We start from the raw sequence: 25,294 nt of genomic DNA, 5'->3' as shown, positions 1-25,294 counted from the left end.
GTTTTTGGATGATTATGCCTGAAATGCACGCTCAGGGAACGCCCCATCCCCGATTCACGAAGGGATTATTTTCCCAGGGCCGATCTCAATTGATCAATGCGCGTATTCAGTTGATTGCGGTCTATCGCGCCGCCCTGTTGCAGCAGCAGTTCGCGAGCGCGTTGATAGTAATCCAGTGCATGTTCGGGTTTGCCCATCTGGTCCAGGCTCACTGCAAGATTAAAGGCGTGCTCGGCATCGGTGGCGTCGAGCCGGAAGGCCTGAAAATAAGCCTGTTGCGCATTTGGCCATTGACCCTGCCCGGCATATACGCCACCCAAAGCCGCATGCAGATAAGCCGCCTCCGGTTGCTGCGCAAGCAAGGTCTTGAGCCGGCTTTCTGCGGCCACCGGATCAGCCTGGCCAAGCAGAGCGATAAGTCCGGCCTGGGCGATACTGTTTTTAGGCTCCAATTCCAACGTACGCAAGTAATAGTGTGTGGCGTCGTCGGTATTCTCGCGCCGCGCGGAAATCGCGGCCAATCCCAGCAAGGCATCGAGATTGCGAGGTTCGGCTTGCAGCAGCTGGCGATACAGTCGAGCCGCCGCGGCATCGTCGCCGGTGGTAAATGCCTGATAGGCCGCCACTGCCGTGGCGTTGACGGCAGGCTCTGATTGGCGGTTGCGCGTCACCTTGATTGCCGGGTCTTCTGCCTCTGGCTTGCTAACGGCCGGTTTGGCGCCTGCCGGAGGCGCCGCCACCGGGAGTGATGCGACGGCAGCCGGCTCTGTGGGTTTCGTCTCGGCAGGTGCGGCTGCCACTGACGGCCCCGGCGTTTCTGGTGGCGCAGGCGCGGCAGTGCTGTCAGGAGCGGCTGGTGCCGCAACTGCAACCGATGTAACAGGCTTGACGGGTTGGCGGGGTACGACTACTTCCGGTTGCTGCAGGGATTGCAGATAAAAATAGAAGCCGATACCGCATAGCAGCAATACCGTCAATCCGCCCAGCCCCAGCCAGAATGCGCGGCGACCGCCGGGGATGACGGCGGTTTCGGTATGCGCGCGGAACAGATTTGCTGCCGCTTCGCGCGCAGTGGTACGAGCGGGCACCGCAGCAGCGGTTTTTTCGCCATTTGCGGACGGCATCGGCTTGGCCTGCGCGTAAAAATCTGAAGCCTCTGCCGGCGAAACGTCGGCATTGAGTTCGTCATGCTGGGGCGTCAGCTCCAGCGTGACGTTTTCCTTGGCCGTATCCTTGGCTCCGGCCTTTTCCTTGCTCTGCTCCGCCTTCTGCAGGGCTTTAATTAGCAGGCTCATCGGTAATTGCCGACAATTGCTGGTCGGGCAGATATTGTTTGAAGGATTTTAGTTCGTCGCTTTCCAGGCTGGCGTTGGGAACGACGGTGGGACGCAGGAAAATCACGAGTTCGGTTTTTTTAACAGTATCGTCTTTACCTTGGAAGAGCTTACCAATCAATGGTAGTTTGGAAATCCCGGGAACGGCATCGGTATTTTTGTTTGCTTCATCCTGCATCAGGCCACCCAGTACCACAGTTTGCCCGCTATTAACTTGCAGCATTGATTCCATTTCGCGTACCTGAATTTCAGGTACGCGGCTTCCCGGGTTGACGGGATCTTCAATACCGGCACCCACGCTACGCGAAATTGTTGGCCGAACATTGAGTGTTACTGCCCCGTTTTCGTTGATTTGTGGAGTTACGCTCATGACGACGCCTACCGGCACAGTGTGGGGGGTCGAGGTTTTATTGGTTACCGCCGGGCCGGTGGCTGGCGTCGTCGTGTCCGACTTCACCGTAAAATAAACCAGATTATTGACTACCTTGAGGATGGCCGTCTGGTTATTAAGGGCCATCAACTTTGGGCTGGAAAGAACGCGGGTATTACCGAAGCTTTCCAGTAATCTTAAAGATGCGGCAAGGTCGCCCAGTTTGCTGGCAGTATTGGAATACCCAAGAATGAATTGGTTGCCGGCTAACGGTGCGCCTCCCAGGGTTTGCTTGAAGGTAAAGCCTTTGTTGCCGCCGTTGCTTCCCAGGCGGCTCCAGTCGATCCCGGTCTGGAACCGGTCGTTCAGTGCCACTTCAACAATGGTGGTTTCGATCAGCACCTGGCGTTGTACCGAAGCCATGACGGTATCGATGTATTGTTGAATAAAGCCATGCTGCCGTTCGGTTGCCATTACCGTTACTGTGCCGGCAACCGGATTCAGAATGACCTCGTCTTTACTTTCAAAATTAGCAGGTTGGGCCTTGAAAGCCTCCTGAAAAAGTTTTTCTGCTCCCGCCCCCGCCTTACTTACCGCTTCTACCTGTTTCAGGCGGTCTTCCTGTGCCATGCGAATGGCATCCGCTCTTGCTGCCCTCTCCTCGGTACTGGCTGCTTGGCTCTTGGTAGTCTTGAGAATGTTACGAATGCTATCTGTCAGCAACTCCCAAAAATTGTTTTTGGATGTGCTGTTTACGGTTGTAGTGGACTTGTTTCCTGAACCGCCGCTCGATTCACCGGCGCTGCCGGTCGAAGCAATCTCTGCCGCTACGCCAATCAAGGAAGTCGTATCCCGATCCATGTTGACGTAGTTGACCTTATAGGTCCGCAGCGTGGGAAAGTCCGGCATGATGGAAAGGATATTGCCATCGATCTTGTATTTAAGATCTACCTGTTTGCCAAGCCTTTCCAGTATCGCCGGTAGCGTCTGGTCCACCGCATTGAGCGTGACATTGCCCTGGATCGCCGGATGAATGTCGATGTTCATCTTGCTCTCGCGCGCCAGCGCAAACAGGATTTCCTTCACCGGCACATCGCTTACGACGACGCTATAGGTTTGCTCTTTCGTTTTCGGTTTTGGCGGCGGTATATAGCCGGGATTTTTAATCGGCTTGGGGATCTCGCCGGAGGGAACCACGGTGTTTTGCGCTTCCTGCCCGGCACCGATATGGCCGGCCGAAGGCGTGATGGCGGACTGATGGGCACAGCCCGCGAGTCCTATCAGCATGCAACCTGAAAGCCAGAGTTTTCTCATATTGGGTGCCAGTTCATGAACACTTGATTGTTCGGGCTTTGCTCAATTAGCCTCTTTATCGCACAAACAAATTTAAAATGCAAGCGTAAGCTATTGAACTGTTTTTGTTTCTTCAAGTATGCCTCCTACCGTGCGCAGATGGGGCCGATGCGCGCGCAGCGCTGCCGGAAGTTCTGCCAGCGCTTTATAGGCGGCCGCCCGTTCGGGATAACTGCCATACACCACGTTCATGAACGGCATGCCTTTGACCGTGGTGCGGTAGACGAACAGTTTGTCCAGTTCGACGCTGTGCTGCAGGCTGAGCAGCTGCTTGCGCATTTGTTCCGGCTTGTCGGTGCCCATGATCTGGATGCTCACCGTGCCCGGTGGCTGCTGTGACAGCCATTCCCGGGTTGCCTGCAGTCGTTTCTCAAGAATGTCGGTCGAACTTTCCCTGGCTTGAGGCGCTGCAGGTACTTCATGCTCCGTAGCAAGCGCGACTGCGACAGGAGCGGCGGCGGAATGCCCAGGCACCGGCGCTTCGGGCGCCGCCGGGGTGGCTGGAGGAGATGCGGATGCCGCGCTGGGTGCAGCAGCGGTTTTTGCGAATGGCGTCTGCACTTGTCCGGTCGAATTTCCGGCAGCGGGCCGGTCGGCTGTCGACGGTACCCAGGAATGGACGCCGAAACCCAGCCCCAGCCCTATCAACAACATCGCAGCCGCGATCCAGTATGTGGCATGGGACTGGGTAGGGCGCGCATCTTCCATGCCGAACTCGCTGTCCTTGATGGCCACGTTGATATGCTTGGGCGAAATGATGTAGGTGTTTTCCGCAAACGCAGCCAGCATGGCCTTGTCGGCAAGGATATTGATGCGCCGCACCAGGCCTTGAGACGCTTTTGCCATGCCTTTTACCGCGCTTTTGGTGAACAGCGGCGGTCCGAAATAACCGGCCGTGCGCAAGCGGTAGATGAGGTAATCGCCAATGTCATGGTCGGCCAGCGGACCGAGATTGAAGCTGTGGGTGATGCGCTCCTTGAGCTGGCGGATATGCTGCTGGTTGAGGTTGGCATCCAGTTCCGGCTGACCGAACAGCACGATCTGCAGCAGCTTATCGTGCTTGGTTTCCAGGTTGGAAAGCAGGCGGATTTCCTCCAGCGTGGTGAGCGGCATGCCTTGCGCTTCTTCCACGAAAATGACGACCTGCCGCCCTTGCGAGTGACGTTCGATCAAATGCTTCTGCAAAGCCTGCATGACCTGCAGGCGGTCTGCATCCTGCGGCAAGTCCAGCTGCAGTTCGAAGGCGATCGCATGCAGGATGTCTTCCGGCGCTACGCTGGGGTTGGCGAGATAGACGCGCTCGACATTCTCGGGCAGCATCGATTCCAGCATGCGGCACAGCATGGTCTTGCCGCTTCCCACCTCGCCTACGACCTTGACGATGCCTTCGCCGCTGGTGATCGCGTATACCAGTGCGTCCAGCACCGCGCCGCGATTGCCGCCGGAAAAGAAAAATTCCGTGTTGGGGGTGATTTTGAAAGGAGGCTGTTTCAGGCCGAAGTGAGCGTAGTACATAAAGTGACTTCTCCCGTTTCTAAACCATGTGAATCAGGTGGACGTGGGAAAAACAAACATGATGCCGTTTTCCTTTCGTTTTACGAGATGAATAGGTTTTGCGCATTTATTCTACGGTAGTTTCGAAAAACTGCATGCGCCCGTACAGCGTGGTGCGGTTGACTCCCAGCAGGCGCGACGCCTGGCTCAGATTGCCATGGGTGAGTTTGAGCGCTGCCTCGACGTAGGACTTTTCCCACAGCCGCAGGATATGGTCGAGACTGACGTTGAATTGTGACTGCAAATGTTTTTGCGCGAACGTCATCATGGCCTGCGGATCGTTCAGCAGGGCGTCGCTGCCGGCAACGGCTTCTCCGGCCAACGGGTCGAATTCGGCGGCAAGCTGGTCCCGGTTTACCGTGTCTCCCGCATGTTTTGCTGCCAGGCGGATTACGATATTGCGCAGCTCGCGTACATTGCCGGGGAAAGGATAGGCCATCCAGGCCTGGCGCGCAGCGTGATCCAGCTCGAAAGGGGGGCGGCCGATTTCCTTGGCGTAAAAGCTGCGGAAGTGTTCAAGCAGGGCCAGGCGGTCGTCTTCCAGCTCGCGCAACGGGGGGACGCGCAGTGCGAACACATTCAGCCGATGGTAGAGGTCGGCGCGGAAGCGGCCGGCCCTGACTTCATCGCGCAAATCGCGATTGGTGGCGGCGAGAATGCGGGCGCGGCTCTTGCGTATTTGGGTCTCGCCCACCCTCTGGTATTCGCCGTTTTCCAGAACACGTAAAAGTTTGGCCTGCATGTCGCCCGGCAGCTCGCCGATTTCATCGAGCAGCAACGAACCTGCGCCGGCGTCTTCGAAATACCCGGAGCTGGCGCTCTCCGCGCCGGTGAATGCCCCTTTGGCATGGCCGAACAGGATGGACTCCGCCAGCGTCGGTGAGATTGCCGCACAATTGAGCGAAAGATAGGCGTTGCCGCGCCTGGCGCTCAGGCTGTGCAGGCAGGCAGCAACCAGTTCCTTGCCGCTGCCGGATTCGCCCTCGATCAGTACCGGAAATGGAGCCGTGGCGAACTGGCGGATCTGGTTGCGCAGCACATTCATGGCCAGGCTTTCGCCGATCAGTCCGCAGCCGGATTGCAGGTTGCCGGCGACGGATTCGGCATTTTGCAGACGCAGCGCATCTTTGAGCTGCGAGCGCAGTTGTTCCACATCGCACGGCTTGGCGATGAATTCCATTGCCCCCAGCGCCAGCGCATGCCGGGCATTGGTCTGATTGTTCTGGCCGGAAAGGACGAAAATCTTCATTGCCGGCGCGTACGCCAACAATTCGCCGATGAGCTTGAATCCTTCGTCCGGGCTGTGGGGGGCAGGGGGCAGGCCGAGATCGACCAGCGCGATTTGCGGTGGTGCGCCGAGCTGGCGCAACAGGCTTCTGGCCTGGGTGCGGGATTCCGCCACGCTCACGTCGAAATCTTCGCTCAGCACAAAATGCAAGGTGTCCGTAATGAGCGGATCATCATCCACGAGCATGAGCCTGGGTTTCTCGGTGACCATTGGGATTCAAAGTTGAAACGGGCTCTTAACTATATCCTTAATTGGGGGGACGCGGAATACCGCAATTGCGGTACTCCACCCAAGGTTCCGCATACGATGGCGTTCTGGCCGAAACGCGAAGCCAGCATCAAGGCATCGGTCGGTGCGATGCCCGGGATGAACAGGCTGGCTTCCGGCGTCCAGCCCCCGTCATCCGGTACCCCCATGCCAGCTATCCACTCCAGTCCAAGCGCCTCGACCGCGGCGACCAGCCGTGCGTGGCGGGCGTCGTTTTCCGCAGCGGTCGATGGTCGCGAACCGGGGTTGCATGCGGAAACAAATGCCCACGATGCGTAGCCATACCGCTTCAGCCAGCCATCCAGTGCCGGCGACGCTGTTCCCACGCGCAGGGCAAGGGCGCCGTCCGCCAAATAAACCGTATAGGCGGTGGCGCGATATGCCGCGTCCAGATGAGCGAACGCGGGCGAGGATACATTAGAATGGCGGGTATCAATTTTGCGCTTCATCGATATCAAGTTTATACGTCATGCAACATACCTTCCAGCGTGCCCTGCAATACCACCAGGCCGGCCAGCTGGCGCAGGCGGAAGCGCTTTACCGGCAGATTCTTCGCGCCCAGCCCGGCAATGCCCAGGCGCTGCATCTGCTCGGCCTGGCCGCCTATCAACGCGGAGATTTCGTGCTGGCGATTGCCGAGATCGGCAAGGCCATCGCCATACTTCCGCGCCAGTCGGACTATCACAACAATCTGGGGCTGGCGCTGCGTGCGCACGGACAACCGCGACAAGCCGTAGAGGCCTACCGCCGTGCGCTGCAACTGGCGCCCGGCGATGCGGATATCCACAACAATCTCGGCAGCGCGCTGCACATGCTGGGTCTGCTTAACGAGGCGGCTGCCAGTTACCATGCCGCGCTGCGCCTGCAGCCGAGTGCCGCGACCCGATTCAACCTGGGCAACGTGCTGTACGACCAGGGGGCGTTCGAGCAAGCCGCGCAATGTTTTCGCGAAGCGCAACGTGGGATGCCTGGCGATGCCGACATCCACAACAATCTGGGGAATGCGCTGCGCGAACTGGGCCGCTTTGATGAGGCTGCCGCCAGTTATCGCGAGGCGCTGCGCCTGCAGCCGGATTATCCGGCTGCCAGCCGCCATTTGGGTTGGCTGATGCAGGAACTGGGCCGCGCGGAAGAAGCGGTGGCATGGTATCGCCAGGCGCGGCGCACCGATGCATCGGATGCCGCGGCCTGCTACAACCTGGGCAATGCGCTGCGCGAACTGGGCCGCTTTGATGAGGCGCTGACCTGCTTCCGGGATGCCGTCCGCCTCGCCCCAGACGATGCCGATATCCACAACAACCTGGGCAATGTCCTGCGCGAACTGGGCCGTTTGCAGGAGGCGATCGCCTGCTACCGCGAAGCGCTGCGCCTCAACCCGCAACTGCATCATGCGCGCGCCCATCTGCTGCATCAATGCCAGCATGCTTGCGACTGGAGCGATTTGAACTTGCTGTCGGAACAGGTCCGTGCGCTGGTGCGCGAAGAGCCCGAAGCGCAGATTTCGCCGTTTGCGATGCTGGCCGTGCCGGGAACGACCGCCGCGGAACAGCGGCGTTGCGCCGAAAACTGGTCTGCCGGACAATATGGAAAATATCGGGCAATCGGCGACAAGCTGGCATTTACTTTCCGGCGCAAGCCCGGGCCGAAAATCCGGCTGGGCTATTTGTCGGCGGATTTTCACGAGCATGCCACCGCTTATTTGATGGCCGAGGTGTTCGAGCTGCACGACCGCGGCGCTTTCGAAATAACCGCCTATTCCTACGGCCCTGACGATGCCGGCCCGATGCGGGTGAGGCTGGGCAAGGCTTTCGACCGCTTCGAAGATATCCGCGCGCTGACTGCGGAAGAGGCGGCGCGGCGCATACATCGCGACGCCATCGACATCCTGATCGACCTCAAGGGCTACACCGCGCATACCCGTTCGCAAATACTGGCGTTGCGGCCGGCGCCGGTGCAGATCAATTATCTCGGCTATCCGGGAACGATGGGCGCGCCGTTTGTCGATTACCTGATCGGCGACCCTGTCGTCACGCCACCCGAGCACGCCATCCACTACACGGAACAGCTGGCCTTGCTGCCGCACGCTTATCAGCCCAACGACCGCCGCCGCCCGCTTGACTCCGTGCCGACGCGAGCCGCATGCGGCCTGCCGGAAAACGCTTTCGTATTCTGCGGTTTCAACCAGGCCTTCAAAATCCTGCCTGAGGTGTTCGATGTCTGGATGCGCTTGCTGCGCGAGGTGCCGGGCAGCGTGTTGTGGCTGCTGCAAGCCAATACCCTGGCGGAAGGCAATCTGCGGCGCGAGGCCCAGAAAAGAGGAGTGGACAGCGAGCGGCTGGTGTTCGCTCCCCGCCTGCCTTTGGCGCAGCATCTGGCGCGCCAGCAGTTGGCCGACCTGTTGCTGGATACCTTGCCCTACAATGCCCATACCACCGCAAGCGATGCCTTATGGAGCGGGGTGCTGGTGGTCACCTGCATCGGCGATACCTTTGCGGGGCGAGTGGCGGCCAGCCTGCTGCACGCGGTCGGGCTGCCGGAATTGATTACCGAATCCATGGAACAATATGCGCGACTGGCATTGAGGCTGGCGCAACATCCGCAGCAACTGCACGGTTTGCGCAGCAAGTTGCGGGAACAGCGAACCACCGCGCCGTTGTTCGATACCGAGGCGTTTACGCGCGATCTGGAACAGCTATATCGACGGATGTGGGCGCGCTGGCTGCAAGGACAGCCTCCGGAGTTGATGGAGCCGGGGCGCTGAAATAAAAAACGGGAACCGAAGTTCCCGTTTTTTATTGCGGCAATCGGAATTAACGATTGCAGACGTACATGGTCACTTCAAAACCAAAACGCATTTCAGTCACTTCAGGCTTGGTCCACATGGTCGATTTCCCTTTCTTAAAGTTTCAGTCATCACTCAGGAGCGTCATGGAGTTACGCTACCGGAGGTATGACTGCACTATAACCCAACGATTCCGTCCCACCGGTACACAACACCATGATAAGAGGCTAAGGAAAATCATGAGATTCTAAGGATGGACATCGACTCAAAGCCCTAGCAATGCCAGCAGATCGTCCACTTCGTCCTGGCCGTTGACGCTGTCTTCAGCCTTGAGATTGGGTCCGGCGGTCAGGCTGTCGGTGCGGATCAGCGAATCTTTCGCATCCGGAGCGTATTCCTTGAGAATGTCGAGCAGGATGTTTTCGATTTCAACCGCGGCATCCACGATCTTGTTGACCATCTGGCCGGCCACGTCGCGAAACTCCTGCGCTTCCATGATTTGCATCAGGTTGTGGTGGACGACTTCTTCGCTGGCGACGATTTCGCCCAGCACGGTGACGGTTTCCTCCACCAGTTCCTGATGCTCGCTGAATGCGGTATTGGACAGGCGCACGGCCAAGTCGCCGCAGGCGGTGCGGCTGCGATGGTTCAGCGGCACCGAGGCCTCGACCGCGCTGATGGTTTTTTCCGAGGCTTCATGCATGGCTTTATCGATGAAGGACAGCCGGTCGCGCGCGTCAGGCATGGTCGAGGCCGATTTTTCCAGGCTGCGGGCGTGGCCGAGCTCCTTGAGCAGGCGGTGCAGCCGGGCGGTGGCGTGGCCGATTTTTTCCACCCGCGGATCGGCTAAGGTAGTCTGGTTTTTGCGTTGAGAGTTTGCTGGCATGACGTACGGTCCCGATTGATGATCGTTTGCGCGAAATCATAGCATGCGGGAGCGTACCGGAAAGCATGGAGCGGGTGATGGGAATCGAACCCACGCTATCTGCTTGGGAAGCAGAAGTTCTACCATTGAACTACACCCGCGCCGAGTACTCTTGATGTATTGGTCCGCAGGACGGTTGTCGCTTACAATGAGCGTCAATCGAGCAGAAGGGATCGCTCCCTAGTACGGAAACTTCCGCACCCGCACGAATTCTACTGTAATTTACCGCACCATCAAAATCGATTGAGCATAATTGACGCTACAAAAGTGATAGTTCTGAACATAAATGGCAACCAGCGTAGCTTTGATGAAGCGGCTGACATCTCCGCTTTCACCGTCGCCCAGCTGGTGCGAAAGCTGGGGCTGGAAGGCAAGCGGCTGGCGATCGAACGCAACGGCGAGATCGTGCCGCGCGGCGCTTTCGCCGACACCCTGCTCGCCTCGGGGGACAAGCTGGAAATCGTCGGCGCCGTCGGCGGCGGCTGAGCGGCGGACTGAATATTGACTAACAGGTTTTCTTCATGCATACATTGACCATTGCCGGCAAGACTTATGGCTCGCGCCTCCTGGTAGGAACCGGCAAATACCGGGATTTCACCCAGACCAAGGCGGCCATCGACGCCAGCGGTGCGGAAATCGTCACCGTCGCCATCCGCCGCACCAATATCGGCCAGAATGCAGGCGAGCCATCGTTGCTGGATGCGCTGCCGCCGTCGCAATACACCTATCTGCCCAATACCGCCGGCTGCTATTCCGCCGACGACGCGGTGCGCACCCTGCGTCTGGCGCGCGAACTGCTGGACGGGCACAAGCTGGTCAAGCTGGAGGTGTTGGGAGATCCCGATACGCTGTATCCCAACGTGGTTGAGACTCTCGCCGCCGCCAGGATATTGATCAAGGACGGCTTCGACGTGATGGTGTATACCTCGGACGACCCCATCGTCGCCAGGCAACTGGAGGATATCGGTTGCTGCGCGGTGATGCCGCTGGCGTCGCTGATCGGTTCCGGTATGGGCATACTCAACCCGTGGAACCTGCAAATCATCATCGATACCGTCAAGGTGCCGGTGCTGGTGGATGCCGGCGTCGGCACCGCTTCCGACGCGGCCATCGCAATGGAGCTGGGCTGCGACGGCATTCTGATGAATACCGCGATTGCCGGTGCCAAGGATCCGGTGCTGATGGCTGCGGCGATGAAAAAAGCGGTGCAGGCCGGCCGTGAAGCTTTCCTGGCGGGGCGCATGCCGAAGAAGCTGTATTCGGCCTCGCCCAGTTCCCCCACCACCGGCTTGATTTCCAAATAGGCGAGGCGATGTCTTCTCACAAGCGCTATGAATTCTCGGTCTCGGTAGAAACGGCGTTTGTACCGGACCAGTCGGATGAAGCACAGAATCGCTATGTGTTCTCCTATACCGTAACCATCAGCAACATCGGCAGCATCGCCGCGCAGCTGATCAGCCGCCACTGGCTGATCACCGATGCTTCCAGCCAGGTGCAGGAAGTGCGCGGCCTGGGCGTGGTCGGGGCGCAGCCCCTGCTGCAGCCGAGCGAAAGTTTCCAGTACACCAGCGGCTGCGTGCTCACCACCCCGGTCGGCACCATGGAAGGCAGCTACCAGATCGTGGCCGAGGACGGCACGCAGTTCGAGGCACCGATTCCCGCGTTCACCCTGGCGATCCCCCGCGTATTGCATTGATGATGAAAAGATCCATCTGGCTGTTGACGCTGGCGTTGGCAGCCTGCGCTACCCAGCCTGCCGCACCGCCGGTTCAAACCCCGCCGGCTATCCCTCCCGCAGCCTGTGCCTGCCCGCTGGCGGAAGAGGCGTCGCCGATCCAGATTCCCGATGTCGAACGTTTTGTTCCGCCCGCAGAACCCGGCGCAATCGAACCGGCGCAAACCCGCGAGTACCGGTTGCTGCGACCGGTGGAATGGGCAAAAGTCGAAGGCCTGGAAAGCGATAACCCCGCCGCCGCGTGGAAGGCCTGGCTGCAAAGTTGCCAAGCCTTGCGCAAGCAGGACCCATGGAAAGCTGCGTGCGAGGCAGCGGCGCAAATGCCCGCACCCGGTGCGGACGAGGTGCGGGTTTATTTGATGCAGTATTTCAGCCCCTACCAGGTCACCAATCCGGACGGTAGCAATACTGGGCTGATCACCGGTTATTACGAACCTTTGCTGCGCGGCAGCAGGCAAAAAACCGAGCGCTACCGCTACCCAGTGTATTCGCGTCCCTCGGACCTGATTACCGTCGATCTCGGCAGCGTCTACCCGGAGCTCGCCAGCCGCCGCCTGCGCGGCAAGCTGGAGCAGAACCGGCTGTCGCCCTATTTCAGCCGGGGCGAAATCGAGGTCGCGAATTCGCCGCTGGCGGGCAACGAGCTGCTGTGGGTCGATGACATCATCGACCTGTTCTTCCTGCAGATTCAGGGTTCCGGCCTGGTTCAGCTGGATCACGGCCAGCAGGTACACGTGGGTTATGCCGACCAGAACGGCCAGCCTTACCAGTCCATAGGCAAGATCCTGATCAACCGCGGCGAGCTGACGGCGGACAAGGCGTCGATGCAGGGCATCAAGAACTGGGCGCGCGCCAATATCGGCAAAGTGCGCGACCTGCTGAACAGCAATCCCAGTTATGTATTTTTCCGCGAATTGCCGGCCGGGTTGCCCGGCCCGCTCGGCGCGCTGGGCGTGCCTATTCTGGCTGAACGCAGCCTGGCGGTGGATTCGCGCTATATTCCATTGGGCGCGCCGGTGTTTCTTTCGACCACCCAGCCCAACAGCGCGCGCCCCTTGCAGCGGCTGATGCTGGCGCAGGACACCGGCGGCGCCATCAAGGGTGCGGTACGCGCCGATTTCTTCTGGGGCGCAGGCGTTGAAGCCGGCCGTCAGGCCGGAGCGATGAAGCAGCAGGGCAGAATGTGGGTGCTGCTGCCCAAGGGATACGCCTTCGCCGCCAGCGGCAAGCAGTAGCCTGGCAGGCTGTCTGGTTTTGGCTCGTCTATTTTCAGCAGTTCAATATTTGACATAAAGCCGGTAGCCGGCCGGTTTGGTGCCGGTTACGCCGAGGTTGAGGCGGACGCTTATTTCGCCGCCGGCGGTTATGCCCGCCGTCAGCCCGGTATTTTTCGGCAGGTATTCCCGGGGCGCCAGTGTGCGCCGCAGCACCGGCTTGTCGAACGTGTCGGTAAGGGTAAGTTCCAGCAGCGGATAGGCCTGCGCATAGGGTGCCCGATTGTAGAGCGTACTCACCAGCACCAGCGCGCCTGTATGTTCCGGATCGTCCTGCAGGTCGGAATCCTCTATGCTCAGCAGGTCAGCTTGGCGCGGCAGTTCCACCGTGCAATGCAATTTGTCGCAGGCGGCAATCAGCCAGGGCCTGGTCTGAGGAAAATGCGCCGCGATCTCGGTGCGGAGAAAATAAACGGCCTGCCCTGCCGCCGTCAGCCCCAGCAGCAAAGCCAGCGGAGCGAGCAGCCGGGATGAACTGCGCTTGGCGGGCCGAACGGCAGGCGGACTGGTTGGAGGCGGGGCGGACGGTTCCGCTGCCGGTTCCGGCTCGGGCAGTGCAGCGATGGTTTCGTCGGCCGGTGGCTCGGATGCAGGAGACGGTTCGGCAACGGCGACCGCTATCGGCGACGGCGCAACTTCATCGGCGGTTTCGACCGTGGGCGGTTCCGGTTCGATATCCAGATATTCCGGATCGAGGATTTCAAAGTGCAGCGCGGCGACATTCGTCTTCGCTTCCGGCGACGCTGCGTCTGCCGCAGGTTCGAGCATGGCCGCAAGCTCTGCTTCGACCGGTTCGGCAGTCTCCGGCGGGGGGATGGCGGCGGCTTCCTCGAAAATCGGTGCATCCTCTACTTGCGGCGGAAAGGAGTCCCGCTGCGGCGCGGCGGGATGCGAAGCTGCCACTTCCGCCAGTTGCTTCAGCGCACTGAATATATGCTGGCACTGGCCGCAGCGCACATCGCCGCGGTGTGCGGATAATTGTTCCGGCGTGATGCGGAAAGAGGTGCCGCAAGCCGGACAGGTGGTAATCAGACTCACCGTTTGGTTCCTGTGAGCAGCGTCCAGTTCTCCATGAATACGGGTGCTGCCATGTCAAACCATGCCGCATAAGCGGCCGAAACCTCGGCGGCCTGTTCGGCCAGAATGCCTGACAGCGCGATGCGGCCGCCTTGACGGCAAGCCTGTGCCAGTACCGGCGCCAGCACCTTGAGGGGGATGGAAAGAATATTGGCGACGACGACGTCGGCGGCGTAAGGCGGCATCGCATCCGGCAGGCAGAAATCGGCCCCGACCATGTTCTGTTCGGCATTCTGCCGGCTGGACAGGATAGCCTGCGGATCGATATCCACCCCCAGCGTTTCGCCTGCGCCAAGTTTTTTCGCGGCAATCGCCAGGATGCCAGAGCCGCAGCCGTAATCCAGCACTTTTTCCGCGCCGTGCAGATGATCGACCAGCCAGGCCAGGCAGAGATGGGTGGTGGGGTGGCTGCCGGTGCCGAAGGCCAGCCCCGGATCGAGCACGATATTGATCGCGCCGGGCTCCGGCGCGCTGTGCCAGGAAGGCACGATCCATAGCTTGCCGGCGATGGGGATGGGGTCGAACTGCGACTGGGTGGCGCGGACCCAGTCCTGTTCGGGCACGGCTTCGATGGTGTAGCGCGGCCGGACGATGCCGGCGGCCGCGGCCGCGGCATCGACGACGGCAGCCAGATTAAGGCCGTCGTCGAACAGCGCGCTGACCACATTGCGCCGCCACACGCCGGGTTCGCCTGTGCCTGGTTCGCCGAAGATCGGCAATTCATCGGGCGTCTCGGCATCGGCGTCTTCGATGCCGACCGATAGCGCGCCTAATGCCATCAGCGCGTCGCTCAAAGCCTCGGCGGCATCAGCCCCCGCTTCCATCCTGAGCGATTGCCACGGCATGATTTACTTGGAGACCAGGCCCAGCTTGTGTTCGAGGTAATGAATGCTGGTGCCGCCCTGCTGGAATGCGGCATCGTTCATCAGCTCGCTGTGCAGCGGGATGTTGGTCTTGATGCCTTCCACCACCATTTCCGACAGCGCGATGCGCATGCGTGCGATCGCCTGATCGCGTGTGTCGCCGTAAGCCAGCAGCTTGCCTATCATCGAATCGTAAGTCGGCGGCACCATGTAGCCGTGGTAGACATGGGTGTCGACGCGGATTCCCGGTCCGCCCGGCATATGGAAGCCGGTAATGCGGCCGGGCGAGGGCACGAACTTTAGCGGGTCCTCGGCGTTCACGCGGCACTCGATCGCATGGCCGCGCATGTGGATGTCCTTCTGCTTGAACGGCAGCTTTTCGCCTGCCGCCACGCGCAACTGGGTCTGCACGATGTCAATGCCGGTAATCAGTTCGGTTACCGGGTGCTCCACCTGCACGCGGGTGTTCATTTCGATGAAGTAGAACTCATCGTTTTCATATAAAAATTCAAAAGTGCCGGCGCCGCGGTAGCTAATGGTGCGGCAGGCCTCCGCACAGCGCTCGCCAATCGCGGCGATCAGTTTGCGGCCTATGCCGGGAGCCGGCGCTTCCTCGAGGATTTTCTGGTGGCGGCGCTGCATCGAGCAGTCGCGCTCGCCCAGGTAAACCGCGTTGCCGTGCTCGTCGGCCAGCACCTGAATCTCGATGTGGCGCGGCTGCAGCAGGAATTTTTCCATATATACCGTGGGATTGCCGAACGCGGCCTGGGCTTCGGCCTTGGTCATTTCCACCGAGGACAGCAGCGCGGCCTCGGTATGCACCACGCGCATGCCGCGTCCGCCGCCGCCGCCGGAGGCCTTGATGATGACCGGATAGCCGATTTCGCGCCCCATGCGCAGGACTTCCTCGGCATCATCCGGCAATGCGCCGTCGGAGCCGGGCACGCAGGGTACGCCTGCCTTCTTCATCGCGTTTTTGGCGCTGACCTTATCGCCCATCAGGCGTATGGTTTCGGCGCGCGGACCGATGAAGACGAAGCCGCTTTGCTCCACGCGTTCGGCAAAATCGGCGTTTTCCGACAGGAAACCGTAGCCGGGATGTATCGCTTCGGCATCGGTCACTTCGGCCGCGCTGATGACGGCGGGGATGTGCAGGTAGGACTGGTTGGAAGGCGCGGGGCCGATGCAGACGGATTCGTCGGCGAGCTTGACGTACTTGGCCTCGCGGTCCGCTTCCGAATACACGCAAACGGTCTTGATGCCCAGCTCGCGGCAAGCGCGTTGAATGCGCAGCGCGATCTCCCCGCGATTGGCGATAAGGACTTTCTCGAACATTAGGGAATACCCCCGGATCAGCCGATAATGAACAACGGTTCGCCGTATTCTACCGGCTGGCCGTTTTCGACCAGGATGGCCTTGATGACGCCGCTATGGTCGGCTTCGATTTCGTTGAGCAGTTTCATCGCTTCGATGATGCACAGCGTCTCGCCCGCCGAAACCGGTGAGCCGACCTCGACGAAGGCTTTGGCGTCCGGCGAAGGAGCGCGGTAGAAAGTGCCCACCATGGGCGATTTCACCACGTGGCCCTCGATGGCCGGCGGTGCGGCTTCGACGGCTGCGGACGCTACCGGCGCCGCAGCGGCAGGCTGCGGCGCATACTGCATCATGTGCGGCATGTAGGCCGGGTACTGCATTGCCTGGCCTGTCGGCTGGCGGCTGATACGGACTTTTTCTTCCCCCTCGGTGAGCTCCAGCTCGGCGATGCCGGACTCCTCTACCAGATCGATCAGTTTCTTCAGTTTTCTCAGATCCATAGCGATAGTTATCCTAGTTGACCCTTGATACGGTTAATGGCGAATGTGGTTGATGGCAAAGTCCAGCGCATATTCGTAGCCGGCCGCCCCCAGCCCGCTGACGACGCCGATGGCGAGGTCGGAGAAATAGGAGTGATGGCGGAAGGCTTCGCGCGCATGGACATTGGACAGATGCACCTCGATAAACGGGGTTTTCACTGCCGCCAAGGCGTCGCGCAGCGCAACGGAGGTGTGGGTGAAAGCGGCAGGATTGATAATGATGAAATCGACGGAATGCTGAAACAGGCCGTGCAGCTTGGCCACCAGATCGCTTTCGGCGTTGCTCTGATAACTTTCGACGGCGATGCCCGAAGCCTGCGCCTTGGCGACGAGCCGTTGGTTGATCGCTTCCAGTGTGTCGCACCCGTAATGCTCAGGCTCCCTGACGCCTAGCAGATTCAGGTTGGGGCCATGCAAAACGAGTATGCGATTGACATAATTTGTCGCGGGTTTTGTCGTCATTTCCAGGATTTTCAGAAACCCAGTGAGGGTGCAAGTTTGCCGCAAATGCCGGCTTATTGTCCAGCAAAATTGCCGAAAATGGCGGAAGTTACTGATGTTGCAACGATCTTTGCCAACCACCAGGAGTCAACATTCCAGCGCTTTGGGGCAATTGCCGTTTTTGCTGGCAAACAAGTCGTTAAGCGTGACCAAGAAATGCTCGGCATCCTGATAACCAACTACTTTCAGCGCTCCGATTTCCTGGCCGGCGGGGTCGAAAAATACGATGCCGGGGGGGCCGAACAGGTTGAAACGCGCCATCAATGCCGCGTCTTCAGTCGTGTTCGCAGTGACATCGGCCTGCAGCAGCAGGGATTTTTCCAGCAGCTTGCGTACGCGCGGATCGGCGAATGTATAACGCTCGTACTCCTTGCAGGATACGCACCAGTCGGCATAGAAATCCAGCATGACGTAGCGGCCTTTGGCCGATTGCACCATCGAGTCGAGCTCAGCCAGATTCTTCACGCGCTTGAACGGCAGTGTGTTTTCAGTGTTGTTGCCGGCGCCGGCGAAGATCCCGGCCAAAGGTTTGAGCGGATCGCGGCTGCCGGAAAAAGCGCCTGTCAGCAGTGCGACGCCAGCCACCAGCGCGATAACGCCCAGCCCCTTGCCCAGGCGCATCGCCTTGCCTGCATGCGGTGGCAAACCGTCCAGCGCCCGCAGGAAGATTGCCGAGACGATCAGCAATGCTGCCCACAGACCCATAGTCAGCGCGACCGGGATGACCGGCGCAATAATCCAGATCGCCATGCCCAACATCAGCACGCCGAAGAAATTGCTTACCGTATTCATCCATGCGCCGGCTTTAGGCAGCAGCGCGCCGGCGGACAGGCCCACCACCAAGAGCGGCACGCCCATGCCCAGCGCCATCGTGAACAAAGCCACGCCGCCCAATAGCACGTCATGCGTCTGGCCGATATAAAGCAATGCGCCTGCCAGCGGGGCGGCGACGCAGGGGCTGACGATCAGCGCCGACAGCGCGCCCATGGCGAACACGCCGAGGAAGCGCCCGCCCTTGATGCGGTTGGTCGCTTCGGCCACGCGCGATTCCAGCCCGCTGGGCAGCTTGAGCTCGTACAGGCCGAACATCGACAGTGCCAGCGCCACGAATATCAATGCGCCCGCACTCAGCGCCCAGGGGTTCTGCAGGGCATTGCTGACGAGGTGGCCGGACAGCCCCGCGACAATGCCGGCCAAGGCGTATGCCACGGCCATGCCCAGCGTATAGGCGAGCGACAGGTTGAAAGCATGCGCGCGGCTGGGATGCCGGCCCTGGCCGACGATAATGCCGGACAGGATGGGGATCATCGGAAAAACGCAGGGCGTGAACGACAGCAGCAGGCCGAAGCCGAAGAATCCGGCAGCGACCAGCCACAGTTTGCCGCCCCCGAGCAGCTGCCGGATCTGATCCGACTCGCCGGGCGAAGGCGGCGCGGGCGTGGCCTGGACGTTGGCCAGATCGATGTCGAAAGTCTTGCGGATGGGCGCATAGCACAGCCCTTTTTCGCTGCAGCCCTGGAAGCTGGCAAGCAGGGAAATGGTTCCCGGCGGCGCGCCGCCATGCTGCAAATGCACTACGGCCTGGAAGGGGCGATGATAAACCTCCATGTTGCCGAAGTTGGGGTCGCGCTTCATATCTCCCGGGGGAAGGTCGACCGTGCCGATGCTGCCGGGCGAGCCTTCTTTCAGCTTGAACGACATGCGCTGGCGGTAGAGATAGTAGCCGGGCGCCACCTCGAAATCGGCGAGCAGGGTTTGGGCATCCCGGGTTTGTATCGAAAGCTTGAAAGCCTGTTCGGGCTTGAGAAATGCATCGCTGCCCCCAGCTAGTTTATCCAGCAGCGATGACGCTTGTTGCGATTGCGGGCCGGAAGCACGGTCGGGCAGCAGGCCGGCATGGGCTGCGGATGCTAACAAACAGCCAAGGAGGAGAATAAGTCGGAAGGTCATTGGGTTTCGTCGTCTATCCATTGCAAGTAAGCCGGCAGGCCGGCGTTTACTGGGACACAAATGATTTCAGGAAGTTCGTAGGGGTGGCGCTCGCGGATGAGGCGTTCGACCTCGGCATAGCGCTCTGCCGTGGTTTTGATCAGCACCGGTATTTCCTCGGCACTTTGCGTTTTGCCCTGCCAGTGATAGATTGACAGGCACGGAGCCAGCACATTCACGCAGGCGCCGGCCCGATTGCCGATCAGGGTTTCTGCCAGTTGCAGCGCTGTTTCGCGGCTCGGCAGATTAGTCATCACAAGAACCACACTCATTGGGAATATTTGCATGCGCTTGCTGTTGATATTGGCGATTTTACTCGCTTTTCCTTTCTTCGAGCTTTATCTGCTGGCCCGCCTCGCCGGCGTCTACGGCTGGTGGCTGGCGCCTTACCTGCTGTTCACTGCGACCGCCGGCTGGCTGATTATCAAGGAAGAGCGGCTGGCGGTGTTCGGGCGCTTGTTTCATATCGTGCAGAGCGGGCATCATCCGCTGTTGGCATTACTGACGACAGCCCGCAAATTGCTCGCCGGCGTGCTGCTGATTTTTCCCGGCGTCATCAGCGATGTGATCGCGGTGGTCCTGTTGCTGATTCCGTTGCCGGCGGCGCGCCCACCCGTAGCGGATGACGCGATCGAAGGCCAATGGCGGCGCGAGGAATAAGAGCCCTGTGATAAACTACGCGCTCCGCGCGATTCCGGTTTAATTTCATGTCCTTCCAGATCACCATCCAGCCCAGCGGGCATGTTTTTTCCGCCCCTTCCGACGACACTATCCTGAATGCCGCACTGGAGGCGGGTTATACCTTGCCCTATGGCTGCCGCAACGGCGGTTGCGGGGCGTGCAAAGGGCAGGTGCTGGAAGGCGCGGTCGATTATGGGGATGCCCAGTCCCATGTGCTTTCCGACGCGGAAAAATCTGCCGGCAAAGCCTTGTTCTGTTGCGCCAGGCCGCTGTCCGACGTGACGATAGAGTGCCGCGAAGTGGGCCTGAAAGGCGGCATCCAGACCAAGATACTGCCGTGCCGGGTGGAACGAAAAGTACAGCTGGCGCCCGACGTGATCGCGATGCATCTCAAGCTGCCGGCCAACGAGCGTTTGCAGTTCCTGCCCGGCCAATATATCGAGTTTCTGCTCAAGGACGGCGGCCGCCGCGCTTTCTCGCTGGCCAATGCGCCGTTCGACGACCAGATGCTGGAATTACACGCCCGGTTGATTCCCGGCGGCAAGTTCACCGAATACGCCTTCAAGGAAATGTCGGAGAAAGCCATCCTGCGCTTCGAAGGCCCGATGGGCACGTTCACGCTGCGCGAAGAAAGCGACAAGCCCATCATTTTCGTCGCCGGCGGCACCGGTTTCGCTCCCATCAAGGGCATCATCGAGCACATGTTCCACCATCGCATCCGGCGCGACATGGTGCTGTACTGGGGGGCGCTGGCGCGGCAGGATCTGTATATGCCGGAACTGCCCGAGCAATGGGCGGCCGAGCATGACAATTTCCGCTTTATCCCGGTATTGTCCCAACCCGGAGCGGACGATGCCTGGACCGGCCGTACCGGACTCGTGCACCAGGCGGTGCTGGCTGACGGCCTGGAGTTGAAGGATTACCAGGTTTACTGCTGCGGCGCTCCGGCGATGGTGGAGGCGGCGCATCGAGACTTTACCGCACAAGGCCTGCCGGAGGGTGAGTTCTTCTCCGACGCGTTTACGTTTGCGCCGAAGAAATAGGTTCTAGATTATTGGGTGCCCATCGGCTGGCTTGCAAAACGATATTCATGTCGTTTTGCCGCATTCTTCCATCTTGCGCTCCAGGCTCGACCGGTAATGCCGATTGGCGTCCTCGTCCCTGCCCAGTTGTTCCATGATGCGGGCCAGCGCCAGGTGGGCAGCGCTGGTTTCATGCACGCTCAGGCTGGCTTCCAGATAGCTTTGTGCTTTGCCCCAGAGTTCCGCGCGGAGACAGAGGTTGCCTAGCGCAAGCAGCAGGCCGGCATCGCCGTGATGCTGGGTGAGCCAGTATTCGGCCTGTTCCAGTTGCTTGACTGGGTCTTTGCCTGCGCACTGGCCGTAGAATTCCGCCAATGCGGTATCCCATTGCTTGGTCAGGCTCATTTCGACGATTTGCGCGGCGGTGGCGCTAGCGCCGGCTTTTACCAGATATTGTGCGGCAGCCAGCGCAATATGCGGGTCCAGTTGGTCGGCTTCAGGCACCTTTGACCAATAGGCGTGCAGCGCGGCGGCATCGTCGGCTTTGCGGCGCAGCAGTTCCAGGTGGGCTTGCAGCTTCCATTGTTGAGCGATAATCGGCTCGATGCCATTGCGTTTTTCCAGTTGCGCAATCAGCGCCAGTACGCCATCCCAATCGCCGAGCTGGCGCCGTGCCTTGAGTTCCAGCTGCAGCGCGGGCAGATGCCTGGCATCGCTTTTTTCCAACTGTTTGATCGCATTCAATGCATCGTTGAAGCGGCGCTGGTCCAGCAGCAGTTCGGCCTGGCACAGCAGGCGTGCGACGTCGGCGTCGGGTGCCAGGCGCTCGGCCTCGGCCAGATAGAAATCGCGGCGCTCGAAATTTTTAAGCTTGTGCGCGGCACGGGCGGCGATCAGCGTGCCGACCAGGCCATCGGCGCCAAGCTCGAGCGCCTGGGCGGCGGTTTTTTCCGCTTTGCTGTGGCGCCCTTCCGCCATTGCGGCCATGCTTTCGAGCAAGGCCGCCACCGCTTCCCTGTCGCGTTTTTCGCGCTTGAACAGGCGCACCTTTTCCGGCAGGCGCAGGGTGTACGCGGTGAGCCGCAGCAGCGCGTGCAGGATGAAAAAGCTTAACGTGACCAGCAGCAGGAACAGGCTGGTGGAGAGTTCGATGCGGTAAGGCGGCTGCACCAGCAGCACATAACCGTTGCCGTGGCCGATCACCAGCGGTATCGCGACAGCCGCTCCCGCTACCAGCAACAGCCAGATCAATAATTTCACTTGCCGCCCTTTTCCAGCGAAAGTTTGTAGCGGCTGGCGGCATTCATGCTTTCGCTGATATCGGGCAGCTGAATGTTGATCGAGCTGCCGGCCAGCTGGCGAATGGCTGCGATGGTGCTCTGCACGTGCGGGTCGGTGGTGTCGAAATGGCGTTTAAGCCAGTCCTCGGCGGCACGCAGGTCGGCGTGAAAGGTGGATTCGTCGCGCTGCAGCAGCGCGATGCGCGCAGTCAACAGCCTCAACCGCAGATTTTCACGCAGGAAGAAGGCTTGCTCCGGCGTCAAGAGCGGCGGCTCGGGGCGGTCGATGCGTTCTATGCGTACCAGTTGGCGAATATCGTGCCAGACTTCCCCGGCCAGCCGGCGCCAGGCATTGCTTTCGTAGTCCGGGGCAAGGGTATCGGCCTGGGCGCGCGGGTGGTGTTCACTGGTCAGGGGCAATTTTTCCACCATCACTGCCATGCCTTCCAGGCGCAGGCTGGAGCCGACCGTATCGATCGCCGGCAAGGCCTGCAGGCGTTCGACATCCTTGCCGATCAGCTTGCGCAGCTGGATCGCCTGCGGCTTGTCGAGTTGTGCGAGCCGCATGTCCGCCGTTTGCAGCGCCATCAGCGCGGCCTTGATGTTGCCGGCCAGTTGCAGCTGCTCGCCGGCGACCACCAGCAGCTGTTCCGCTTCGGCAACGATGCGTTCGTCGCGGTTGTTGGCGAACTCCTGGTACAACGTTTGCAATGCATCCTGCTGGCTTTGCGATTCCGCCAGCTTTTGTTCCAGCAGCGCCAAACGTACGGCGGATTGCGCGCTGGTTTCTTCGGCTTTCTTTGCCAGCAGCTGGCTTTCGCGGTTGCGGGTATCGAATTCGCTCAAGCGTTGGGTCAGGCTAAGCTCGAGTGCCGAAAAATGCTGGCGATAATCCAGCCATTGCCAAGCGAGCAGCACCAGGGCGATCAGCGCCAGGATCAGCGCGGCCCGGAATAATGGAGCGGATTCCTGGGCCGCGGCTGGCGTCGCGATTTGCGGGGTTGGTTCGGTGTCGGGTTCGCTCATTGGATTACGTTTCATTGCGCCATTGGGTGAGCGCGTCCAGCATTCCTGCATCGCCGGGAGCTTGTGCCACGATTGCCTGCAAACCATGCGACCGGGCGCTGTCTGCGATGCGGGCATGGTTGACGAAAATCGGGGTGGCCTGTAGCCAGCCTGCATCCTCGCCAGCCAGGGCCAGCAGGTTGCGCAAGGCTTCGCTGCTGGTTACGACGATGGCTTGCAAGCGGCCATTTTGCCATAGGCGGAGCAATTCTCCAGCATCCAGGTTGGGATTGGCGCGGCGGTAACATTCGGCAAACTCGACTTCGGCGCCCCGCTCGCGCAACGTTTCCGCAAGCAGTTCACGTCCGCCGACGCCACGAAAAATAACGCAGCGTTTGCCTGCTACCGCATGCATTTCGGGCAAGTTTAGCAGACTTTCGCTGTCGAAACGGTCGCTGGGCGAGAGCGCCCCATGCACGCCGAAGTTCGCCAGCTGTGCGGCGGTCGACGGCCCGATCGCCGCACAGCGCAGCGCTGCCGGGAAGCTGCGGCGGGCCAGCAAACGCGTCATGCCGTGCTGTACCGCATTGCTGCTGATGAAGAACGCCCAGTCAAAGCCGTCCAGCCGGTCGATGATGGCGTCGAAAGCGCGGTAATCATCCACCGCAGCGATTTCCAGCAGCGGGAACAGGAAGGGGATGCCGCCTGCGGAACGGATCAGTTCCGCCAGCGGACGGGCCTGGTCGACAGGCCGGGTAATGGCGATGCCGCAGCCGGCCAGCGGCAGATCAGGCATCGTGCTCAAGCTCGGCGAGGATTTTATCGGCGCCTTGCGCCACCAGTTGCCGGGCCAGCGCGCGGCCCAACGCTTCAGCCTCCTGGGGCGCGCCGTGGACGGCCGCGCGCACCATGCGCCGACCGTCCACGCTGGCGACGAAACCGACCATACTCAATACGCCGTGCTCGATGCGGGCGAAAGCGCCCAACGGTACCTGGCAGCTGCCCGCCAGCGCGCGGCTCATCGCGCGTTCCGCGATGACGCAAGTGGCGGTGTCGGCGTGGTTCAACGGGGCGAGCCAGGTCTTGAGGTCGTCGCGGCCCGTGCAAATCTCGATGCCCAGCGCGCCCTGGCCCACTGCCGGAACGCTGTGGTCCGGCTCGATCAGGCTGGCGATGCGCTGCGCCAGGCCTAGGCGCTTGAGCCCGGCCGCTGCGAGGATGATCGCGGCATACTGGCCTTCGTCCAGCTTGCGCAAACGGGTTTGCAGGTTGCCGCGCAGGGATTCGATCTTGAGATGCGGAAAACGTGCCATCAGCTGGCTCTGGCGGCGCAGGCTGGAGGTACCGACGATGCTGCCGACGGGAAGGGCTTGCAGATCGGCGTAAGTGTTGGAAACGAAAGCGTCGCGCGGGTCTTCGCGCTCGCCGATCGCGGCCAGCTCGAAACCCTCGGGGAGGTTCATGGGCACGTCTTTCATCGAATGTACCGCCAGGTCGGCACGGCCTTCGGCCAGCGCCTGCTCCAGTTCCTTGACGAACAAGCCTTTACCGCCGATGCGCGCCAGCGGCGAGTTCAGAATCTGGTCGCCGGTTGTGGTCATGCCCAGGATGTCCACCTGAGCTTCCGGATACAGCGTCTGCAGTCGTGCCTGAATGTAATGCGCCTGCCACAGGGCAAGGGCGCTTTCGCGCGTGGCAATGACGAGGTGTTGGGGAGCGCGTGCGGAGTTCAAGAAAGTAGCCGTCCGGTCAAAATTGGAATTTTAGCATGGGATAGTGCGGGCGAGGCGCCCCGCCTAACACAAGCTGCTGATTTACATATAAGATAGCCAATTCACACTGTTTTGTCTTAAATCGGAATTTCAAAGATAATGATTGGTAACGATAAAGATACGCCGTCGGGCCAGGCGCAAGCTGACGAAAACCGGCGCGTTCATGTCTATGTGCGTGAGATTTTCGAGGAAGCGTATGCCCTGGCGCTGCCTTTCATCGACCCCAAGCAGGGTTGGGGCGGCCAGCCGATGACGCGCCATGCCTATTCCGCCTTGCGCGAGGCTTATCCCCGCCTGGCCGGGCAGGACCTCGCCATTCTGGTTCCGGCGCTGGAGCGCGTATTCAGGGAGCGCAGCAAAGTGAAGTGA

The 25,294-nt window shown here is 60.5% G+C and carries 26 protein-coding genes and 1 tRNA gene; 8 read left to right on the top strand and 19 right to left on the bottom strand.

The features are described from left to right. Positions 1-65: 65 nt before the first annotated feature. The 5 genes from VGK14_RS02855 to VGK14_RS02835 all read right to left on the bottom strand — a co-directional run bounded on the left by VGK14_RS02855 (position 66) and on the right by VGK14_RS02835 (position 6,615). Positions 66-1,295, bottom strand: coding sequence for a hypothetical protein (locus tag VGK14_RS02855; protein WP_331507416.1), 1,230 nt, complete (start codon positions 1,293-1,295; stop codon positions 66-68). Beyond that, entirely contained in the window at positions 1,279-3,018 is a 1,740-nt protein-coding gene (gene mshL, locus VGK14_RS02850; protein WP_331507415.1) for a pilus (MSHA type) biogenesis protein MshL, read from the bottom strand. The genes VGK14_RS02855 and mshL overlap by 17 nt, the downstream gene beginning before the upstream one ends. A gap of 90 nt (positions 3,019-3,108) precedes the next feature. Further along, entirely contained in the window at positions 3,109-4,572 is a 1,464-nt protein-coding gene (locus VGK14_RS02845; RefSeq protein WP_331507414.1) for an AAA family ATPase, read from the bottom strand. 106 nt (positions 4,573-4,678) lie between these two features. Next, positions 4,679-6,109, bottom strand: coding sequence for a sigma-54 dependent transcriptional regulator (locus tag VGK14_RS02840; protein WP_331507413.1), 1,431 nt, complete (start codon positions 6,107-6,109; stop codon positions 4,679-4,681). 29 nt (positions 6,110-6,138) lie between these two features. Next, positions 6,139-6,615, bottom strand: a complete 477-nt coding sequence (locus VGK14_RS02835) for a DUF3293 domain-containing protein (RefSeq protein ID WP_331507412.1) — start codon at positions 6,613-6,615, stop codon at positions 6,139-6,141. A 20-nt stretch (positions 6,616-6,635) separates the two neighbouring features. Between VGK14_RS02835 and VGK14_RS02830 the strand changes: the two genes are divergently transcribed. After that, positions 6,636-8,927: a tetratricopeptide repeat protein gene (locus VGK14_RS02830; protein WP_331507411.1), complete on the top strand. Its 2,292-nt coding sequence runs from the start codon at positions 6,636-6,638 to the stop codon at positions 8,925-8,927. Between the two features lie 49 nt (positions 8,928-8,976). Here VGK14_RS02830 and pqqA read toward each other — a convergent pair whose 3' ends face one another. The 3 genes from pqqA to VGK14_RS02815 all read right to left on the bottom strand — a co-directional run bounded on the left by pqqA (position 8,977) and on the right by VGK14_RS02815 (position 9,974). After that, positions 8,977-9,048: a pyrroloquinoline quinone precursor peptide PqqA gene (gene pqqA / locus VGK14_RS02825; protein ID WP_081774944.1), complete on the bottom strand. Its 72-nt coding sequence runs from the start codon at positions 9,046-9,048 to the stop codon at positions 8,977-8,979. A 165-nt stretch (positions 9,049-9,213) separates the two neighbouring features. Continuing rightward, entirely contained in the window at positions 9,214-9,834 is a 621-nt protein-coding gene (locus VGK14_RS02820) for a protein phosphatase CheZ (protein WP_331507410.1), read from the bottom strand. Positions 9,835-9,900: 66 nt separating this feature from the next. Continuing rightward, positions 9,901-9,974 (bottom strand) — tRNA-Gly (locus tag VGK14_RS02815). A 166-nt stretch (positions 9,975-10,140) separates the two neighbouring features. Here VGK14_RS02815 and thiS point away from each other — a divergent pair. Genes thiS through VGK14_RS02795 form a run of 4 tightly spaced genes read left to right on the top strand, consistent with a single transcriptional unit; the run spans position 10,141 to position 12,843 of the window. Continuing rightward, complete coding sequence (thiS, locus tag VGK14_RS02810) at positions 10,141-10,359, top strand: sulfur carrier protein ThiS (protein WP_414691696.1); 219 nt, start codon at positions 10,141-10,143, stop codon at positions 10,357-10,359. A gap of 35 nt (positions 10,360-10,394) precedes the next feature. After that, entirely contained in the window at positions 10,395-11,177 is a 783-nt protein-coding gene (locus tag VGK14_RS02805) for a thiazole synthase (protein ID WP_331507409.1), read from the top strand. A gap of 8 nt (positions 11,178-11,185) precedes the next feature. Beyond that, on the top strand, positions 11,186-11,569 hold the full coding sequence (gene apaG, locus VGK14_RS02800) for a Co2+/Mg2+ efflux protein ApaG (protein ID WP_331507408.1): 384 nt from the start codon (positions 11,186-11,188) through the stop codon (positions 11,567-11,569). Beyond that, positions 11,569-12,843 (top strand): murein transglycosylase A, encoded by a 1,275-nt coding sequence (locus VGK14_RS02795; protein WP_331507407.1) that lies wholly within the window; start codon positions 11,569-11,571, stop codon positions 12,841-12,843. Before apaG ends, VGK14_RS02795 begins: the two co-directional genes overlap by 1 nt. 42 nt (positions 12,844-12,885) lie before the next feature. Here the strand turns inward: VGK14_RS02795 and VGK14_RS02790 are convergent, their stop codons facing one another. The 7 genes from VGK14_RS02790 to cutA form a co-directional block, all read right to left on the bottom strand. After that, a complete protein-coding gene (locus tag VGK14_RS02790; protein ID WP_331507406.1) occupies positions 12,886-13,920 on the bottom strand; it encodes a DUF3426 domain-containing protein in 1,035 nt (344 codons plus the stop codon). Then, positions 13,917-14,804, bottom strand: coding sequence for a 50S ribosomal protein L11 methyltransferase (gene prmA, locus VGK14_RS02785; protein ID WP_331507405.1), 888 nt, complete (start codon positions 14,802-14,804; stop codon positions 13,917-13,919). Before prmA ends, VGK14_RS02790 begins: the two co-directional genes overlap by 4 nt. A 3-nt stretch (positions 14,805-14,807) precedes the next feature. Then, the gene (gene accC, locus VGK14_RS02780; protein ID WP_331507404.1) at positions 14,808-16,157 is read right to left on the bottom strand and encodes an acetyl-CoA carboxylase biotin carboxylase subunit; all 1,350 of its coding nucleotides are present in this window, start codon (positions 16,155-16,157) and stop codon (positions 14,808-14,810) included. 17 nt (positions 16,158-16,174) lie between these two features. Continuing rightward, entirely contained in the window at positions 16,175-16,636 is a 462-nt protein-coding gene (gene accB / locus VGK14_RS02775; protein ID WP_331507403.1) for an acetyl-CoA carboxylase biotin carboxyl carrier protein, read from the bottom strand. Positions 16,637-16,669: 33 nt separating this feature from the next. Beyond that, on the bottom strand, positions 16,670-17,137 hold the full coding sequence (gene aroQ / locus VGK14_RS02770) for a type II 3-dehydroquinate dehydratase (RefSeq protein ID WP_331507402.1): 468 nt from the start codon (positions 17,135-17,137) through the stop codon (positions 16,670-16,672). Between the two features lie 126 nt (positions 17,138-17,263). Then, positions 17,264-19,093, bottom strand: coding sequence for a protein-disulfide reductase DsbD (dsbD, locus tag VGK14_RS02765; RefSeq protein WP_331507401.1), 1,830 nt, complete (start codon positions 19,091-19,093; stop codon positions 17,264-17,266). Between the two features lie 29 nt (positions 19,094-19,122). Then, positions 19,123-19,437, bottom strand: a complete 315-nt coding sequence (cutA, locus tag VGK14_RS02760) for a divalent-cation tolerance protein CutA (RefSeq protein WP_331507400.1) — start codon at positions 19,435-19,437, stop codon at positions 19,123-19,125. Positions 19,438-19,450: 13 nt separating this feature from the next. Between cutA and VGK14_RS02755 the strand changes: the two genes are divergently transcribed. Both VGK14_RS02755 and VGK14_RS02750 read left to right on the top strand, forming a co-directional pair. Beyond that, entirely contained in the window at positions 19,451-19,825 is a 375-nt protein-coding gene (locus tag VGK14_RS02755; RefSeq protein ID WP_331507399.1) for an FxsA family protein, read from the top strand. A gap of 47 nt (positions 19,826-19,872) precedes the next feature. Further along, positions 19,873-20,889, top strand: a complete 1,017-nt coding sequence (locus VGK14_RS02750; protein ID WP_331507398.1) for a CDP-6-deoxy-delta-3,4-glucoseen reductase — start codon at positions 19,873-19,875, stop codon at positions 20,887-20,889. Between the two features lie 45 nt (positions 20,890-20,934). Here the strand turns inward: VGK14_RS02750 and VGK14_RS02745 are convergent, their stop codons facing one another. From VGK14_RS02745 to hemC, 4 genes are read right to left on the bottom strand one after another with little or no spacing between them, the layout of a single operon-like run. Continuing rightward, complete coding sequence (locus VGK14_RS02745) at positions 20,935-22,128, bottom strand: heme biosynthesis HemY N-terminal domain-containing protein (protein ID WP_331507397.1); 1,194 nt, start codon at positions 22,126-22,128, stop codon at positions 20,935-20,937. Continuing rightward, a complete protein-coding gene (locus VGK14_RS02740; RefSeq protein ID WP_331507396.1) occupies positions 22,125-23,189 on the bottom strand; it encodes a uroporphyrinogen-III C-methyltransferase in 1,065 nt (354 codons plus the stop codon). Before VGK14_RS02740 ends, VGK14_RS02745 begins: the two co-directional genes overlap by 4 nt. Next, positions 23,179-23,949 carry a uroporphyrinogen-III synthase gene (locus VGK14_RS02735; RefSeq protein ID WP_331507498.1) on the bottom strand — a complete coding sequence of 257 codons (771 nt, stop codon included), beginning with the start codon at positions 23,947-23,949 and terminating at the stop codon, positions 23,179-23,181. Before VGK14_RS02735 ends, VGK14_RS02740 begins: the two co-directional genes overlap by 11 nt. Beyond that, a complete protein-coding gene (gene hemC, locus VGK14_RS02730; RefSeq protein WP_331507395.1) occupies positions 23,942-24,886 on the bottom strand; it encodes a hydroxymethylbilane synthase in 945 nt (314 codons plus the stop codon). Before hemC ends, VGK14_RS02735 begins: the two co-directional genes overlap by 8 nt. A 138-nt stretch (positions 24,887-25,024) precedes the next feature. Here hemC and VGK14_RS02725 point away from each other — a divergent pair, with 138 nt between their 5' ends. Continuing rightward, positions 25,025-25,294: a hypothetical protein gene (locus tag VGK14_RS02725; protein ID WP_331507394.1), complete on the top strand. Its 270-nt coding sequence runs from the start codon at positions 25,025-25,027 to the stop codon at positions 25,292-25,294.

This window comes from Novimethylophilus sp., from assembly GCF_036504375.1.
Lineage (GTDB): Bacteria > Pseudomonadota > Gammaproteobacteria > Burkholderiales > Methylophilaceae > Novimethylophilus.
Note: the sequence above shows the minus strand (reverse complement) of the source record. Positions and strands in the feature narration are given on the sequence as shown.

Bases quoted from the DNA above. Each gene is read 5' to 3' on its own strand.
- VGK14_RS02820 (WP_331507410.1), bottom strand. From the start codon at position 9,834: ATGCCAGCAAACTCTCAACGCAAAAACCAGACTACCTTAGCCGATCCG.
- mshL (WP_331507415.1), bottom strand. From the start codon at position 3,018: ATGAGAAAACTCTGGCTTTCAGGTTGCATGCTGATAGGACTCGCGGGC.
- cutA (WP_331507400.1), bottom strand. From the start codon at position 19,437: ATGAGTGTGGTTCTTGTGATGACTAATCTGCCGAGCCGCGAAACAGCG.
- VGK14_RS02740 (WP_331507396.1), bottom strand. From the start codon at position 23,189: ATGAAACGTAATCCAATGAGCGAACCCGACACCGAACCAACCCCGCAA.
- VGK14_RS02830 (WP_331507411.1), top strand. From the start codon at position 6,636: ATGCAACATACCTTCCAGCGTGCCCTGCAATACCACCAGGCCGGCCAG.
- accC (WP_331507404.1), bottom strand. From the start codon at position 16,157: ATGTTCGAGAAAGTCCTTATCGCCAATCGCGGGGAGATCGCGCTGCGC.
- VGK14_RS02845 (WP_331507414.1), bottom strand. From the start codon at position 4,572: ATGTACTACGCTCACTTCGGCCTGAAACAGCCTCCTTTCAAAATCACC.
- aroQ (WP_331507402.1), bottom strand. From the start codon at position 17,137: ATGACGACAAAACCCGCGACAAATTATGTCAATCGCATACTCGTTTTG.
- VGK14_RS02755 (WP_331507399.1), top strand. From the start codon at position 19,451: ATGCGCTTGCTGTTGATATTGGCGATTTTACTCGCTTTTCCTTTCTTC.
- apaG (WP_331507408.1), top strand. From the start codon at position 11,186: ATGTCTTCTCACAAGCGCTATGAATTCTCGGTCTCGGTAGAAACGGCG.
- VGK14_RS02735 (WP_331507498.1), bottom strand. From the start codon at position 23,949: ATGCCTGATCTGCCGCTGGCCGGCTGCGGCATCGCCATTACCCGGCCT.
- VGK14_RS02795 (WP_331507407.1), top strand. From the start codon at position 11,569: ATGATGAAAAGATCCATCTGGCTGTTGACGCTGGCGTTGGCAGCCTGC.
- VGK14_RS02725 (WP_331507394.1), top strand. From the start codon at position 25,025: ATGATTGGTAACGATAAAGATACGCCGTCGGGCCAGGCGCAAGCTGAC.
- accB (WP_331507403.1), bottom strand. From the start codon at position 16,636: ATGGATCTGAGAAAACTGAAGAAACTGATCGATCTGGTAGAGGAGTCC.
- VGK14_RS02805 (WP_331507409.1), top strand. From the start codon at position 10,395: ATGCATACATTGACCATTGCCGGCAAGACTTATGGCTCGCGCCTCCTG.
- VGK14_RS02855 (WP_331507416.1), bottom strand. From the start codon at position 1,295: ATGAGCCTGCTAATTAAAGCCCTGCAGAAGGCGGAGCAGAGCAAGGAA.
- VGK14_RS02840 (WP_331507413.1), bottom strand. From the start codon at position 6,109: ATGGTCACCGAGAAACCCAGGCTCATGCTCGTGGATGATGATCCGCTC.
- VGK14_RS02835 (WP_331507412.1), bottom strand. From the start codon at position 6,615: ATGAAGCGCAAAATTGATACCCGCCATTCTAATGTATCCTCGCCCGCG.
- prmA (WP_331507405.1), bottom strand. From the start codon at position 14,804: ATGCCGTGGCAATCGCTCAGGATGGAAGCGGGGGCTGATGCCGCCGAG.
- VGK14_RS02750 (WP_331507398.1), top strand. From the start codon at position 19,873: ATGTCCTTCCAGATCACCATCCAGCCCAGCGGGCATGTTTTTTCCGCC.